Source organism: Acinetobacter sp. 1130196, from assembly GCF_000588095.1.
In the GTDB taxonomy this organism is placed as follows: domain Bacteria; phylum Pseudomonadota; class Gammaproteobacteria; order Pseudomonadales; family Moraxellaceae; genus Acinetobacter; species Acinetobacter nosocomialis.
Genome location: NZ_JFWX01000032.1, coordinates 18336 through 33956, shown reverse-complemented (window position 1 = coordinate 33956; position 15621 = coordinate 18336). Strand labels below are relative to the sequence as shown.

16 protein-coding genes and 1 pseudogene are annotated in these 15621 nt (G+C 39.8%); 9 read left to right on the top strand and 8 right to left on the bottom strand.

Annotated features, from left to right (window positions below):
- Window positions 1-4: 4 nt before the first annotated feature.
- Window positions 5-895, top strand: coding sequence for a LysR family transcriptional regulator (locus tag J671_RS18780; protein WP_004887659.1), 891 nt, complete (start codon window positions 5-7; stop codon window positions 893-895).
- On the opposite strand, the pseudogene J671_RS0104840 reads toward J671_RS18780, so the two are convergent.
- Window positions 873-2078 (bottom strand): annotated as a pseudogene (locus tag J671_RS0104840) (MFS transporter). The gene J671_RS18780 and the pseudogene J671_RS0104840 sit on opposite strands and share 23 nt — an antisense overlap.
- A 263-nt stretch (window positions 2079-2341) precedes the next feature.
- Between J671_RS0104840 and J671_RS18775 the strand changes: the two are divergent.
- The gene (locus tag J671_RS18775) at window positions 2342-2626 is read left to right on the top strand and encodes a GNAT family N-acetyltransferase (RefSeq protein WP_001025680.1); all 285 of its coding nucleotides are present in this window, start codon (window positions 2342-2344) and stop codon (window positions 2624-2626) included.
- A gap of 106 nt (window positions 2627-2732) precedes the next feature.
- Here J671_RS18775 and J671_RS25310 read toward each other — a convergent pair whose 3' ends face one another.
- Complete coding sequence (locus J671_RS25310; RefSeq protein WP_078225548.1) at window positions 2733-2846, bottom strand: hypothetical protein; 114 nt, start codon at window positions 2844-2846, stop codon at window positions 2733-2735.
- A 63-nt stretch (window positions 2847-2909) separates the two neighbouring features.
- Here J671_RS25310 and J671_RS18770 point away from each other — a divergent pair, with 63 nt between their 5' ends.
- From J671_RS18770 to J671_RS18750, 5 genes are all read left to right on the top strand, one after another.
- Window positions 2910-3569 (top strand): amino acid ABC transporter permease, encoded by a 660-nt coding sequence (locus J671_RS18770; RefSeq protein ID WP_001104469.1) that lies wholly within the window; start codon window positions 2910-2912, stop codon window positions 3567-3569.
- Entirely contained in the window at window positions 3559-4224 is a 666-nt protein-coding gene (locus J671_RS18765; protein WP_000418067.1) for an amino acid ABC transporter permease, read from the top strand. The genes J671_RS18770 and J671_RS18765 overlap by 11 nt, the downstream gene beginning before the upstream one ends.
- A 2-nt stretch (window positions 4225-4226) precedes the next feature.
- Complete coding sequence (locus J671_RS18760; protein WP_001130362.1) at window positions 4227-4958, top strand: amino acid ABC transporter ATP-binding protein; 732 nt, start codon at window positions 4227-4229, stop codon at window positions 4956-4958.
- Between the two features lie 30 nt (window positions 4959-4988).
- Window positions 4989-5849 carry a transporter substrate-binding domain-containing protein gene (locus J671_RS18755; protein WP_000476797.1) on the top strand — a complete coding sequence of 287 codons (861 nt, stop codon included), beginning with the start codon at window positions 4989-4991 and terminating at the stop codon, window positions 5847-5849.
- Window positions 5850-5932: 83 nt separating this feature from the next.
- A complete protein-coding gene (locus tag J671_RS18750) occupies window positions 5933-6799 on the top strand; it encodes a cysteine ABC transporter substrate-binding protein (RefSeq protein ID WP_000209985.1) in 867 nt (288 codons plus the stop codon).
- A 48-nt stretch (window positions 6800-6847) separates the two neighbouring features.
- Here the strand turns inward: J671_RS18750 and J671_RS18745 are convergent, their stop codons facing one another.
- A complete protein-coding gene (locus J671_RS18745) occupies window positions 6848-7777 on the bottom strand; it encodes a LysR family transcriptional regulator (RefSeq protein WP_004887652.1) in 930 nt (309 codons plus the stop codon).
- A 91-nt stretch (window positions 7778-7868) separates the two neighbouring features.
- On the opposite strand from J671_RS18745, the gene J671_RS18740 reads away from it, so the two are divergent.
- On the top strand, window positions 7869-8507 hold the full coding sequence (locus J671_RS18740) for a LysE family translocator (protein ID WP_031983102.1): 639 nt from the start codon (window positions 7869-7871) through the stop codon (window positions 8505-8507).
- Between the two features lie 469 nt (window positions 8508-8976).
- Here the strand turns inward: J671_RS18740 and J671_RS18735 are convergent, their stop codons facing one another.
- The 5 genes from J671_RS18735 to J671_RS18715 all read right to left on the bottom strand — a co-directional run bounded on the left by J671_RS18735 (window position 8977) and on the right by J671_RS18715 (window position 14548).
- On the bottom strand, window positions 8977-10938 hold the full coding sequence (locus J671_RS18735; RefSeq protein WP_004887650.1) for a family 2A encapsulin nanocompartment cargo protein cysteine desulfurase: 1962 nt from the start codon (window positions 10936-10938) through the stop codon (window positions 8977-8979).
- Window positions 10913-11845, bottom strand: coding sequence for a family 2A encapsulin nanocompartment shell protein (locus J671_RS18730; RefSeq protein WP_004887649.1), 933 nt, complete (start codon window positions 11843-11845; stop codon window positions 10913-10915). Before J671_RS18730 ends, J671_RS18735 begins: the two co-directional genes overlap by 26 nt.
- Window positions 11846-12102: 257 nt before the next feature.
- Entirely contained in the window at window positions 12103-13044 is a 942-nt protein-coding gene (gene epsC / locus J671_RS18725; protein WP_081404933.1) for a serine O-acetyltransferase EpsC, read from the bottom strand.
- 18 nt (window positions 13045-13062) lie between these two features.
- A complete protein-coding gene (locus J671_RS18720) occupies window positions 13063-13572 on the bottom strand; it encodes a rhodanese-like domain-containing protein (RefSeq protein WP_004887645.1) in 510 nt (169 codons plus the stop codon).
- Between the two features lie 238 nt (window positions 13573-13810).
- Window positions 13811-14548 (bottom strand): SDR family oxidoreductase, encoded by a 738-nt coding sequence (locus J671_RS18715; RefSeq protein ID WP_031983098.1) that lies wholly within the window; start codon window positions 14546-14548, stop codon window positions 13811-13813.
- A 125-nt stretch (window positions 14549-14673) separates the two neighbouring features.
- Here J671_RS18715 and J671_RS18710 point away from each other — a divergent pair, with 125 nt between their 5' ends.
- Window positions 14674-15594 carry a LysR family transcriptional regulator gene (locus tag J671_RS18710; protein WP_004887641.1) on the top strand — a complete coding sequence of 307 codons (921 nt, stop codon included), beginning with the start codon at window positions 14674-14676 and terminating at the stop codon, window positions 15592-15594.
- Window positions 15595-15621 lie beyond the last annotated feature (27 nt).

Here is a 15621-nt window from a genome sequence, read left to right as displayed (position 1 = left end):
GCAGATGATAAATAAAGAAAACTATAATGATCTTTATGCTTTTTTAATGGTGGCAAGAGAGGGTAGTTTTACTAAAGCCGCAGGGAAAATGGGAATTTCACAATCTGCGCTAAGCCATACCATTCGGGGTTTAGAAGAACGTTTGGGAATGTTACTCCTGACCAGAACTACACGTAGTGTTTCACCTACAGCAGCAGGCGAAAGGTTGAAACAAACGATTAGTGCTAGTTTTGACCAAATCGATAATGAATTATCACTTTTGACTTCATTTCGAGACCAACCCGCTGGTACGGTTCGGATTAATGCTAGTAGCCATGCGATACGGGAAGTGCTGATTCCAAAACTTAAAAAGATTGCGGGTGATTACCCAGATGTGCAAGTTGAACTAACTGCCAATAGTGGGATGGTCGATATTGTGGCAGAGCGCTTTGATGCAGGCGTTCGTTTCGGAAGCCGCGTAGCTGATGGCATGATTGCGGTACGTATTAGTCCAGATGTCAAAATGGCGGTAATAGCAACACCAGCATATTTTGAAAAATATGGAATTCCACAAACACCTAAAGATTTAGTGAGTCATCAATGTATTGGATTTCGTCTAACGACCCAAGGCAGTGTGTATGCGTGGGAATTTGTGAAAGATGGTCAAGAGACAAAAATCAAAATTCAGGGGCAATGGATATTTAATGAAAGCTACGATATCGTCGAGGCGGTTAGAGCTGGATTTGGACTGGCTTATATTCCAGAAGATTTGATTCGAGAAGATCTAAAAGAAGGGAAGCTGATTCAAGTTTTGGAAGAGTACAGTATCCAGTTTCCTGGATACCATTTGTACTATCCACATCGCAGACAACTTTCACCTGCATTACGGTTGGTTATTGATGTGTTACGTGAGTAGCATTCCGCCATGTAATATAGGCAGTCAGCGCGCCTAATAGCAAAATAGTTGCGCTCATATAGAACGTGACGCTATAGCCATGTGAGTCATATAACAATCCGCCTATAGTTGCGCCTAGAGTAATTGCAAATTGAATAATCGCAACCATCAAACCACCACCAATTTCGGCATCTTGATGTAGTGTTTGGGCAAGCCACGTGTTCCATGCAACAGGTGCCGACGTTCCAATAAAGCCCCATAACCCCATCAATATGGCAACAAACTATAAATGTTCACCACCAAACACAAAAGCTCCAGCAATCACTGCCATAATGAATGGAATAAGAATCAGATAACGATAAACATGTTGGTGGAGGATTAAACTAATTATAAATGTACCCACTAAACCTGCTAAACCCAATATTAATAATAAAATGGATAGCATTGTCGCATCGACATGAGTAACGTTTTCTAGAAATGGGCGTAAATAGGTAAATAGCGCAAATTGGCCCATAAAGAGTAATAAAATTCCGGTCATCCCATAAAGTACAATTGGGCGTTTTAGTAAACCAAATGGATTTTTAGATTTCTCAACTGACAATATTGCAGGAAGAGAGGGCATACTTTTAAATTGCCAAATAAGTGCAACAATCGCGATGGGGACAATACAGAAAAAAGCACCACGCCAGCCAATAATTGAACCCAAAAAACTTCCTAATGGTGCTGCAATTGTGGTGGCTAGCGCATTTCCACCATTTAATAAACCGAGTGCTTTAGGTACTGAAAGCGGAGGAACGAGTCGCATAACAATTGATGTCGACATGGCCCAAAAACCACCAATAACTACGCCTAAGATTGCACGACCCAACATAAACAAAGCCGCAGAATGGGCAAATGTAATGACTATGCCAGAGAAAATCATCAGTAGGGTGAGTAATAAAATGATATGTCGTCGGTCCCATGCCTTAAATACACGGCTAATCGATAAGCTGGTCATCACAGCAAAAATACCAGAAATTGCGATTGCTTGACCCACTTGGCCTTCACTCATATTTAAATCTAAAGAGATGGGGGTAAGTAAACTTACGGGCATGAACTCAGATGCAATTAATACTGCGCAGCAGAGCGACATTACAAAGACGGCACCCCAAGCAGGTGTTGAATGTTCATATGTGCTTTGCTCAATTTGATGAAAAGAAGGCATAAAAGTTCCAATCTCAAAACCATTGAATTTTCATAAATGAAATGAATAAAATCTGGTCGCAGAGCTTAACAACAATGATTTGAGAGGATTAGACGCTGAATTACGAATAGAATTATGAATTTTATGCATGAATTGTATTTAAAAAGCATACAGACTCGCTGCTAAAAACAGGCTATTTTTTTACACTTAGATTTGTTCTTATAGATAAAGATTATACAAAGTCATTTCTAAATAAATATGAGTCGTAATACGAGGAATTCATTGTGAATATTCAACAAAAAGATGATACAAAACACGGCAGCTTTAGCTTACTTGATGGTGAAACCGTTGCAGGCGAAATGACTTATACATGGGCAGGCGAAAGCATGCTAATTATTGATGCCACAGATGTGAATGAAAATTATCGTGGACAAGGCGTAGGTCGCCAATTACTTGATGCTTTAGTGGCTTTTGTTCGTGAAAAAGACGTAAAAGTAATTCCGCTTTGCCCATATGCTAAATCGGTTTTTGATAAAGACCCAAGCATTGGCGATGTACTTAGAAAGTAAGCAATAGATTAAAAATCATTTAATAGAAATCGGGCCTTGGTGTCCGATTTTTTATTGGTTTTATTATTCATCTTTATTTTAGTGAATATGTTTTGAGCGATTGTATTCAACTGATTCGAAGATTTTCGATTGCCAGATCGAATTTATCAAACTTATAGAAAAGCTTATCTAATAAAAATAGTTTTAGACCAATTGGGAAAAAAATAAACTCGTTGCACAAATATTTAATGGCTGATGAAAGCTAAATATTTATAACGTTTTAATATTATTTTTGGAATTTTCCTTGAACTGGCAGTATATCCATAGTGTGTTGCCGCAATTTTTCTCTGCAACTTTGACCACGCTGAAAATTTCAATTATCAGCATTATTTTGGCGATTATTGTAGGACTGATTTGCAGCATTTTAATCACATATCGCGTGCGGGTACTAAATAGAATTGCCCAGTTCTATATTGAGTTATCTCGAAATACCCCTTTATTAATTCAACTGTTCTTTTTGTATTACGGTTTGCCAAAACTGGGCATCAAAATCGATGGTTTTACTTGCGGTGTAATCGGACTGACCTTTTTAGGCGGAAGCTATATGGCTGAAGCTTTTCGAGCAGGTTTGCAGTCTGTGGCAAAAGGGCAAATTGACTCAGCAAAAAGTATTGGTCTGCAACCGATTCAAATTTTTAGATATGTCATTTTTCCTCAAGCACTGGCTATTTCAATTCCGGCAATAGGGGCAAATTGCCTATTTCTAATTAAAGAAAGTTCTGTGGTGAGTGCCATTGCTGTCGTTGAACTGCTTTTTGTGACCAAAGACTTAATTGGCATGGACTATAAAACTACGGAAGCTCTGTTTTTACTCATCATGGCTTATCTGATTATTTTATTGCCCGTGTCTATTTTAACCAGTTATCTGGAGCACAGAAGTCGGAAGGTGAGCCATGGAACTTGATTATCTATTTCAAGCGAGTCACCTCGAACGTTTAATGTGGGGACTTTGGGCAACTGCAAAAATTGCTTTTATTTCGGTCTTTTTCTCTGCAATTTTCGGCACAGTTTTCGGCGTCATTATGACTTCTAAAAACATAGTCGTTAAAGCATTGTGCCGTCTGTATTTAGAAGCGATTCGAATCATTCCAATTTTAGTTTTGCTGTTTGTGTTTTATTTCGGCTTTGCGACATGGTTTAACTGGCAGTTTTCTGCAATGTGGGTTTGCGTTGTTGTGTTTGTTTTATGGGGTACGGCTGAAATGGGCGATTTGGTTCGTGCTGCCATTACTTCGATTGATCAGCATCAACGTGATTCGGCCTATGCGCTCGGACTTACCCATGTTCAAGCTTTGGTCTATGTCATTTTTCCGCAAAGTTTAAAACGAGTAACTCCTGGCGCGATTAATTTATTTACCCGAATGGTGAAAACTAGTTCCTTGGCAGTCCTGATTGGTGTAGTTGAGGTCATTAAAGTTGGCCAGCAAATTATTGAAAATTCGCTGTTAACCGTGCCGAGTGCTTCTCTTTGGATTTATGGCTTTATTTTTATTTTGTATTTTCTAATTTGCTATCCCTTATCTCGTTTGGCGGCACATTTAGAAAAGGTCTGGGAGTAATTATGCCTTTGTTATCGATACAACAATTACAGAAATCATTTGCACAAAGTCATATTTTACAGGGCATTGATCTGGATGTAGAACAAGGAGAGGTGGTTGTTATTTTAGGTCCATCGGGCTGCGGTAAAAGTACTTTATTGCGCTGTATTAATGGCTTAGAACCGATTCAGGGTGGTGAGATTCGTTTAACTGGTTCAGGCGTGCTCGGTAAAGATGTGGACTGGACTAATGCTCGTCAAAAAATTGGCATGGTTTTTCAAAACTATGAGCTATTTGGGCATATGAATGTTATTGACAATATTTTGCTTGGACCACTCAAAGTACAAAAACGCCACCGCGATGAAGCTGAACAAGTCGCAGATGAATTGCTAAAGCGAGTCGGGCTATATGAGCGAAAACTTGATTATCCACGACAACTTTCTGGCGGACAAAAACAGCGTATTGCCATTGTTCGTTCACTGGTCATGCAACCTCAAGTGATTTTACTTGATGAAATTACCGCTGCGCTTGATCCGGAAATGGTTAGGGAAGTGCTCGATGTAGTACTTAAGTTAGCGAACGAAGGAATGACCATGTTGATTGTGACACATGAGATGTCCTTTGCCCGTAAGGTTGCCGACCGCATTATTTTTATGGATAAGGGCAAGATTATTGAACAGGCTTCACCAGAAGAATTTTTTGAACAGCCGAAAACAGAACGAGCGAAAGCCTTTCTAAATATTTTGTCGTACTAAATTTTTATTATTTGAATCATGAGGAAGTGAATGTTTAAACGTAATTCAATAAAAATATTAAGCAGTCTTGCTGTTGCTGGGGTGTTGTTAACTGCATGTAGTAAAACGCCATCAACTGAACAGGCAAGTAATTCTCAAGAAGACCATTCTTTAGAGCAAGTCAAAAAAAATGGAGTTCTACGAGTTGCGGTTTTTGCTGATGATCCGCCGTTTGGTTATGTAGACAGTGCTGGAAATAATCAGGGCTTTGATGTGGCTTTAGCAAAACGGGTTACTAAAGATTTGCTCGGTGATGAAAAGAAAGTTGAGTTTATTGTGACTGAAGCTTCAAATCGGGTGGAGTTTTTAAAATCAAATCGAGCTGATGTTGTATTCGCGACATTTACGGTAACGCCTGAACGTAAAGAGGTTGTCGATTTTGCTGAGCCTTATTTAAAAGGTGCGTTTGGTATTGTCTCGCCTAAAGCCAAGCCGATTACCGACATTGCCCAATTAGAAGGTAAAACCTTAATTGTCAATAAAGGCACAAGTTCGGATACTTACTTTACCAAGCATTATCCGAAAGTGAATTTACTCAAGTTTGAAAGAAATTCGGATGCCTTCAAAGCTTTAACCGACGGTCGTGGTGACGCAATTTCACAAGATAGTACGTATGCTTTGGCATGGGCCGCGAAGAACCCAAGTTATGTGGCGGGTATTCAATCTATTGGTGATCAAGAGTTTATTGCACCAGCAGTGAAAAAGGGCAATACCCAACTATTGAATTGGCTCAATACTGAAATTAAGCAGCTAAGAACTAGTGGTGAAATTAAGAAAATTTATGATGAAACCTTGAAACCAATTTACGGTGACTCGGTCAATCCGAATGTGTTTTTAGATGTAGGCCAATAATTTTCGATATCGCTAGAGCAGTGTCTGAAAGTAGGCGCTGCTATTTTTAAATAAGACTTTTACAAGAACGATAGGGTGAAATAATGACAACATTAACATTTCAAAACGTGAAGCATATTTTAGCTGCGTCTTTACTGAGTTTAGGTTTAGTTGCATGTGACAAAGGAACTCAGTCTACTGAAAAAACGGCAGATACTACACAAACTGTGTCGAGTATTGAACAGATCAAAAAGAATGGTGTGGTACGAATTGGTGTATTTAGTGATAAACCGCCATTTGGATATTTAGATGCTCAAGGTAAAAATCAAGGTTTTGATGTAGAAATTGCTAAGCATGTCGCTAAAGATTTGCTGGGTGATGAAAACAAAGTTGAGTTTGTTTTAACTGAAGCGGCTAACCGTGTCGAATACTTAAAAGCCAATAAAGTGGATATTATTTTTGCCAACTTTACTGTTACACCAGAACGTAAAGAAGTTGTCGATTTTGCTAAACCTTATTTAAAAGTGGCGCTCGGTGTGGTTTCTCCTAAAAGTCATCCGATTACTGATGTGGCTCAACTTAAAGATAAAACTTTGTTGGTGAACAAAGGGACGACAGCTGATTCATTCTTCACCAAGACTCATCCTGAAATTAAACTACAAAAGTATGAGCAAAACACTGAAACTTTTGATGCTTTAAAAGATGGTCGTGGTGCTGCGCTTGCACATGATAACTTGCTGGTTTTAGCTTGGGCTAAAGAAAATCCAAATTACACTGTTGGCATTACCAATTTAGGTGAGCAGGACTTAATTGCACCAGCAGTGAAAAAGGGTGATAAAGAGTTATTGGACTGGTTGAATCAAGATTTAGAGAAACTGGCTAAAGAAGGTGTGATTCATCAGGCTTATGAAAAGACTTTAAAACCTGTCTATGGCGATACGATTAATCCAAAAGATTTATTGGTTGAGTAATTCTAATAAAGAGGACTCTAGATAGGATTTGCTCGAGTTAAGAGCCGACTAGATTTTTAAAGTCGGCTCTGCTGCTAATTTATCTGCCAAATATTGAATCAACACACTCAATTTAGGCGGGACATGCCGTGTCGGTGGATAAAGTAACCACAGCCCACCACTATAATAGGTCTTAAAATACCAATCTGGTAAAACCTGCACTAAGGTACCTTGTTGTAGTGCATGGCGTGCAACGAAGTATGGCAAGCTCGCAATACCTAAATGCTGTAATGCGGCACTCAAACGCACACCTGTATGGTTTGCTGCATAACGACCACGCACGGCAACACTGATCGATTTATTTCCTTGCTGAAATTTCCACTTTGAGTCACTGGCTTGTTCACCCAAGTAAATACATTCATGCTGCTTTAAATCATGAGGGTGGTTCGGTATGCCATGCTTGGCCAAATACTCAGGCGTAGCACAAACCAAGTGATCAATATCAATGAGTTTTCGGCCCATAAGACCACCTGGTGGTTGCTCTGTAATTCGAAGTGCTAAATCGACGCCATCATCAATGAGATCTACATAGCGATCTTCTAAAAGCATCTGTATATCAATTTTAGGGTAGCGTTCTAAAAATTCGGGTAAATGCGGATGAATCATAAAATGTCCCACAGCTTTTGGAACACTCATACGAATAATACCTTCTGGTTCAACATGAAATTGACCCGAACTTTCCATGACTGCTTGTGCCGCATTCACCATATCTAAACAGCGTTGATAGACCTGTTGTCCACTTTCACTTAAACGAAGTTTCCGTGTAGTCCGATAGAGTAAGCGGGTGCCTAAAGCACGTTCTAAACGAGCAATCGCGCGGCTCACAGCAGAAGGTGTTGTACCAAGCTGGCGGGCAGTTTCAGAAAAGCTTTCCGACTCGACAACCTTAACGAAAGTCGCCATTTCATTTAACAGAACCAGATTTTGATTTGTGCTCATGAGGCAAAAATTATTTGGATTTTGATTAGATTATCGCGTCTAAAAAATCGCAATACAATCTTTTAGGTGATTTTCAGGAAACTAAATTGTTATGCGGCAGTTGTATGGACATGAGTTTTTAACGCTAGCTCTTATTCATTTTATGGCGGTGATTTTACCGGGACCAGATTTTGTGATTACGGTCAGACAAAGTGTACGTTATGGTTATTTGATTGGATGTCTAACCGCAATTGGTATTGGTGTTGGGATTTCGGTTCATGTCTTTTATACCTTGGTTGGGATTGGTTTTTTGATTCAACAAAGTGAATGGCTCATGTCGCTTATTAGAACAGCGGGAGCAGTCTATTTAATTTATTTGGGGTGGCAGTGTTTACGTAGCCAGCCGAATACCAATATTGAAATTAATGGCCAAGCAGGCAGTGATAAGCCGAGTTTATTTAAAGCTTTTACAATGGGTTTTCTTACCAATGCGTTAAACCCAAAAGCCACTATCTTTTTTCTGGCAATTTTTACGACGATTGTAAGTACAACTACACCAATGAAAGTTCAGGTCTTTTATGGAATATGGATGTGTATGGTCAATGCTATTTGGTTTATGGTGGTGAGTGTACTGTTTGCACAGCCTATTGTACGTAAACGGTTTTTAGAATTTGGAGTTTATTTTGAGCGGGTGATGGGAGTGTTGTTGATTGGGATTGCGTTGAGATTGATTTGGGGATTGTTTAATTAAGTTGGATATCTATTGATATTTCCTCAGGTTAAAGTCATCTGCAAGTTTTTAGACTAGCACAACGGAGCCCATACTTGCATTTGCTAGTGCTAAATTTCATCCACAGCCTGCCCATAATTTATAAAGATAATGTATTTGCAATATTATTTGAAAAATGAAAACAGAGAACAGGTTCTGTGGATGAGAAAGTTTTTGGTTACTTTTTTAAAAAAGTAACGGAATTAGCTACTTTCTTTGGATTTGAAAACGGTAAGACTCCGCCGTGATAAGCACTTTAAATTATCTATAGTACTAATAATTTTTAGCTCGAGCCGAAGGCTAACTTAGAAATCGAATTTCAAATAATAAGACTCAACTGTGATAGCTATTTTGTCTTATTCCTATATATGAAGTTGAGTTCAAGTAGTTTTAATAAATAATCCATAAAAAAGACCGCTCAAAAGCAGTCTTTTCTAGTCTAAAAATAGATTTAATTGCTACGCCTATTACGTGTCAGTTGATGTAACACTGACACCAATAAATCAATTTCTTCCGTCGTGTTATAAAAAGCCAAAGACGGACGCACGGTCTGTTCTACACCAAAACGACGTAAAATTGGCTGTGCACAATGGTGCCCAGAACGTACAGCAATACCATGTTGATTTAAAGCTTTACCCACTTGTTCGGTTGAATAGCCTTGTAAGGTAAAGGACATAACACTGGCTTTGTGATGTGCGGTTCCGATCAGGCGTAAACCTGACACACTACTCAGCGCATTTTGACCATATTCGAGTAGATCATGTTCATAGCGAGCAATGTTATGAATGCCTAGACTTTCGACATATTCAAGTGCAGCGCCTAAACCAACAGCATCGGCAATGTTTCCAGTTCCAGCTTCAAACTTGTTTGGTGCAGGTTGGTAAACTACTTGTTCGAAGGTAACATCCTGAATCATGTTACCGCCGCCTTCCCAAACAGGCATACTTTCTAGCAATTCTGGTTTTGCATAGACCGCACCAATACCTGTTGGACCAAACACTTTATGTCCAGAAAACACAAAAAAGTCTGCATCAAGAGCTTGTACATCGGTAGGGATGTGCGAAACAGATTGAGCACCATCAACTAAAACACGAACACCTTTGGCATGCGCAATTTTAATGACTTCAGCAACAGGTGTGACTGTACCCAAAGCATTTGAAACTTGAGTAATCGACAGCAGTTTGGTGCGCTCATTAATCAGTTTTGGCAATTCTTCTAAAATAATTTGCCCAGTGTCATCCACAGGAATGACTCGTAATTTCGCTCCAGTTTTTTTAGTGAGTTGATACCAAGGCACAATATTGGCATGGTGTTCTAAGTGAGAAACGATAATTTCATCACCTTCACCAATATTTTGCTCACCCCATGTTTTTGCAATCAGATTAATGCCTTCGGTTGTTCCTCGAACAAAGATAATTTCTTTAGAAGAGGGTGCACCAATAAATCGGGCCACTACATTTCTTGCATGCTCATAGGCATCGGTTGCACGAGCTGCTAACTCATGGGCAGCACGGTGAATATTTGAGTTTTCATGCTGATAAAAATAAGCAATCCGATCAATCACGCGCTGCGGTTTTTGTGTAGTGGCTGCATTATCAAACCAGACCAAAGGTCGACCATTGACGCGTTCCTGTAAAATTGGGAAATCGCGACGTATGGCATGCACATCGAGTGGTTGAGCACTGCTTGCTACAAAAGTGGGTTGCGATGGTTGATAGTGACTATAACTTTGTCCACTTTGAGGCAAGTCTAAAAAATAAAATGCAGAGCTTGCCGAACTTTGGGTGGGCGTGTTCGTTGCAAAACGATCTTCCGTCAGTAATGACTTCAGCTGGTCACCATGTGGCAACTGAAAAGACTGTGCAACTGAATAATTATCTTCAACACCTTTAACAGACGGTTCTGCTGTATTGGGAGCAGAAAAATCATTTAAAAAATAATAAGGTGATTCACCTGCACCAGTGGGTAAGTTTGGTTCAATGCGTGGCACATTGGGTTCACTATGAGCAGCTTGTGGCAAATGTGGCTCAAATGGTGGGCGCGGCAAATTAGCTCCACCAACCACAGGCGCAGACGCTACAATTCGACGTTCAGGGTAGTCTGGCAAATTTGGAATATGTTCAGGATATTCCGGATTAAGACTTTTCTGAAAGGCGATATTGGGCGCACGACCACTGAGTGCAGAAAATGGTTCACCCGGTTGTGGTGGGTGTGGTGGCGCTCCGACAGGTAAGTCCAAGTTTAGGCCCGATGGAGAAGTTGAACTGCTTGAGCTTGGTAATGCTGAAAAAAACTCATTAGCAAGTCGAGCAATGGTGGACTCATCAGGGAAGTTGGCTGGTGGATTAACACCAGTCACTTCAGGCCCCGTTGGACTACCTTGCAGATTACTTGTAGTTAACTGGGTAGTCATGATATTTGTCCACCTCCACATCATCTAATACTGCCAACGCATCATCAGTGAGTACTGCAAGTGAGCAATATAACGAGATTAGATACGACGCAATCGCGTTACGGTTGATTCCCATAAAGCGTACTGAAAGCCCTGGTGACTGTTCACCAGCAAGACCAGGTTGGAACAAACCAACAATCCCTTGACGCTTTTCACCAACACGAAGCAGCAAGATTTTAGTTTTGCCATCTTCTACAGGAATTTTATTTGATGGAATGATTGGAATACCGCGCCATGTAATGAATTGCGAACCAAATAAGCTAACCGTTGGAGGTGGCACACCACGGCGTGTACATTCACGTCCAAATGCTGCAATCGCATCAGGGTGTGCTAGGAAAAATCCCGGTTCTTTCCAGACTTTACGTAGCAAATCATCAAGATCATCTGGAGTAGGTGGGCCATTTAAAGTCGAAATACGTTGGTCATCTGTCACACTTGCCAGTAAACCATATTCAGGGTTATTGATAAGCTCACTTTCTTGACGTTCTTTAATGGTTTCAATGGTTAAACGGAGCTGTTCTTTAATTTGGTCGTGTGGGCTGCTGTAAAGGTCAGCAACACGTGTATGTACATCTAAAACAGTAGATACACCATTTAAAAAGTATTCGCGTGGCTCTGGGTCATAATCAACAAAAGTTTGAGGTAAAGTTGCTTCATCGCGTTGTGTGCAAGCGACTTGAATATCATCGGTATTACTTACACGGTTTAAGCGGTAGATACCTGCTTCAACAGGAAGCCATTGAAGTAAGTGAGTCAGCCATCTGGGAGTAATTGTAGAAAGTTGGGGAGCAGTTTTGGTTGCATTGGCCAGTTGACGGGCTGCGTGGTCCCCCAGCGCAAGTTGGGCTTTGTCAGTATTTTTCGCCATGAATCATTTTTCCTTATTACAGTGGCTTGGTTATAAAATGTTAAATTTTTAAATTATCGTGTTAACAGATTAGAATTAAATATTCGATTTTCAAAATATGAATAAGGTATAAATAAATGAATACAGGTCACTTATTATTAATAAGCATATATTTATGAAAATTTAATATAAATAAGTAATAAACTGATTTATATATACCAAATTCATATTTTTAATATATTGGTTAAAACTCTTATATATAAAATTGTGAGTACGATTTATTTAAATTCTGGATTTTTTTGATAAGCCTCCAGTGGTGACTGTAAAATCTGGCTTCCTGCGGGAATACTATGTGTAAGCCAGACATTTCCCCCAATAATGGACCCTCGACCAATCGTAATACGACCTAAAATAGTGGCACCTGCATAGATCACCACGTCATCTTCAACAATTGGATGGCGTGTATAGTCTTTTTTCAAACCACCATCATCATTCGTTTCAAATCGTTTCGCTCCAAGGGTCACTGCCTGATAAATACGAACACGCTCTCCAATAACGCTAGTTTCACCAATCACCACACCCGTACCATGATCGATGAAGAATCCTTTACCGATTTTTGCACCCGGATGAATATCAATACCAGTTGCAGAATGCGCCAACTCGGAAATAATGCGAGACAATAAAGGCACTTGGGCATAGAGTTGATGCGCTATTCGATGATGAATAATCGCAAATATACCCGGATAGCAAAGTAATACCTCATCCACACTATGCGCCGCCGGATCGCCTTCATAAGCAGCACGCACATCGCCGTCTAAAAGACGTCGTATAGAGGGCAAGGTGTTGGCAAAATCCTGCACAATATTTTGAGCAAGTTCGTCTGGCTGTTGGACTGTGTTCGAATGACTCAAATGACGTTTTGCTTCATAGTTTAAAGCCAGTTGTACTTGAGCATGTAAGGCTGTGAGTACCCGATTTAAAGTATAGGCAATATAAGAATCCTCAGTTTCCTGACGTAAGTCGGCAGGGCCTAAACGCATTGGAAATAAAATTCCGCACAGATCATCTAAAATGGCTTTTAAAGCCTCTTTAGATGGAAGTTCACGACCCCAAAATTCTTTGGTCCGGTGCTGTTGTTGACGCCAGTCATGCCTTGCTTGTTGTAAACCTTGTACAACCGCATTAATGTTCCATTGAGTCACAAGCTTTCCTTGATTCACTGAAAATTGATTAAAATATTAGTCTTGTTGCCAAGGAAGTTGATGGATGCGCCAGCCATTTTTCTGATTACGCTGTTGCTGATCATTTAGATCGCCTTCGAAGCCTTCAAGAACGTTATAAATGTGCTCAAAACCTGCATTAAATGCGGCCTCGGCAGCTTGTGCTGAACGGTTGCCACTACGACATAACAAAAGAATGGTTTTATCTTTGCCAACTTTTGATTCAAGTTCTTTTAAAAAGCGTGGATTACGGTTAAATGACGTGCCTGTTGCCCAAGCGACATGAACACTTTCAGGGACATAACCCACAAATTTGCGTTCTTCATTGGTACGCACATCAACTAAAACAGCTTCGCCCTGTTGTACGAGTTGCCATGCATCAGTAGGTGATAAACTGCCACTAAAATTAAGTTCATGGTCCTGTGTGTATTGCTGTGCTTTATAAAGAATTTCTTCGGCTGAAAAGGATGTATTTGAATCATTTGAGATAAAGCTTTGCGGAGCTTCTGTATTTAATTTAGCGTTCATTGAATATATCCTTATCTTTGATTCAGATTGTTAAGGTTCAATTTACGCGTTTTTAAATATAAGCAAAAATAAGGAATATCTATTTATATATATTATTTTGATAAATAAGAATGAGGGATATTTTTATAAAAATAGTATTAGTTAATCTTATAAACTTATTAAAATAAAATAGATTTAAGAAATTTTAATAGTTAGTAAAAAACCGTGTGAATTAAAATAATCCACACGGTTTTAAACATTAAGCAAATCCACCATTTACTCGAATGACTTGTGAATTTACCCAACGTCCATCTGGACTAGCCAGCATGGCAACTACGCCAGCAATTTCGTCAGGTGTCCCGATTCTTTCCAATGGAGCAAGTTTTGCAATAGCTTCCACTTGCTCGTCAGTTTTTCTATTATAAAAAAGGTCAGTACCTGTCGGGCCGGGCGCAACGGCATTTACAGTAATATTCCGTCCGCGTAACTCATTTGCTAACACATGTACCAAACCTTCGACACCTGCTTTTGAAGCAATATAAGGACCATATGCTCGAAAAGATTTGGCAATTACACTGGTTGAAAGCGCAATAATCCGACTACCATCTGGCACTGTTTCGGCCGCATGCGCCAATATTAAAAACGAGCCACGTAAATTAGTATGAATCACTTTATCGAAATCTGGCAGGCTTTCAGGTGTAATTTTTGCCATAGGCATAATACCGGCACTATGAACCACAACGTCTAATTGACCATTAATGGCCTTTGCCTCTTGAAATAAACGGTTCACCTCATGTTCATTTGCAACGTCCGCTTTAATAGCTGAGGCTTGACCACCTTGCTCAATAATATGATCTACAGTTGCTTGGGCATGAACCTTATTGCCAGCATAGTTAACAATGACATAAAAGCCATCTTGTGCTAAGCGTTCAGCAATAGCACGACCAATACCACGTGATGCGCCAGTAACCAGAGCTGTTTTTCTTGAAATATTCATTTTTAGATTGCCTGTTTGAGTAAGTATGGCTTATTTTAATAATATAGAAATATGGGATAAATCATCAGAATTGGATAAGATAATTCCGTATACATTAATAATGGATAGGGTTAAAAGATAGCACCATGGATAAATTTGATACCTTGCAACTTTTTACCCGCATCGTAGAGCTAGGTAGTTTTAGTCAGGCAGCCGATCAGCTGAATATCCCACGTGCTACTGCAAGTAATGCCATTAAGGAGTTAGAGAGTAATTTACAGTGCCGTTTGCTAGAACGGACGACTCGGCATGTAAGACCATCACTAGATGGACAGGCATTTTATGAACGCTGCACACAAATATTATCGGAACTTGATGATGCCGAATCGTCTTTACGCAATGTAATTGCACAGCCCCGTGGTTTGCTACGTGTCGATTTATCCGGTGCGCATGCGACCAAAATTGTTTTACCTAATATTGATCAATTTCACGAGTTGTACCCCGACATTGAACTGGTAATTAGTACAGGTGATCGCTTGGTTGATCTGATTAGAGAAGGGATAGATTGTGTGGTGAGAGCGGGGCGTTTGGATGATTCCACTTTAATTGCTAGACATTTGGTTGATATGCCACAAGTCATTTGTGCAAGTCCTGACTATTTAAATAAAAATGGAACGCCACAGCAACCAGAAGATTTGTTATCACATTATTGTGTTAATTTCTTCTCGACAACAGGCGGGCGAAATTATCCATTTGAATTGATGGTGAACGGTAAAAAACAAGATTATTTTTTAAAAAGCTGGATCGCGGTAAATGATGCTGAAAACTATGTATTATCTGCTTTACGTGGGGCAGGTTTAATTCAGGTCCCGCGCTACCATGTGGCGAATGAGTTAAAAGACGGGCAGTTGGTTGAGGTTTTATCTGCGTGGGAAATCCCGAAGATGTCTGTTTCTGCTTTATATCCGCAGCACAGGCAGCTCTCGCCACGCGTACGAGTTTTTGTCGCTTGGCTGAGTGAGTTATATACGGGCTATTTTGCCACCTTTGAATACCCGCAAAAATGAAATATCTTGCGGGTAAGTCAAAAACTG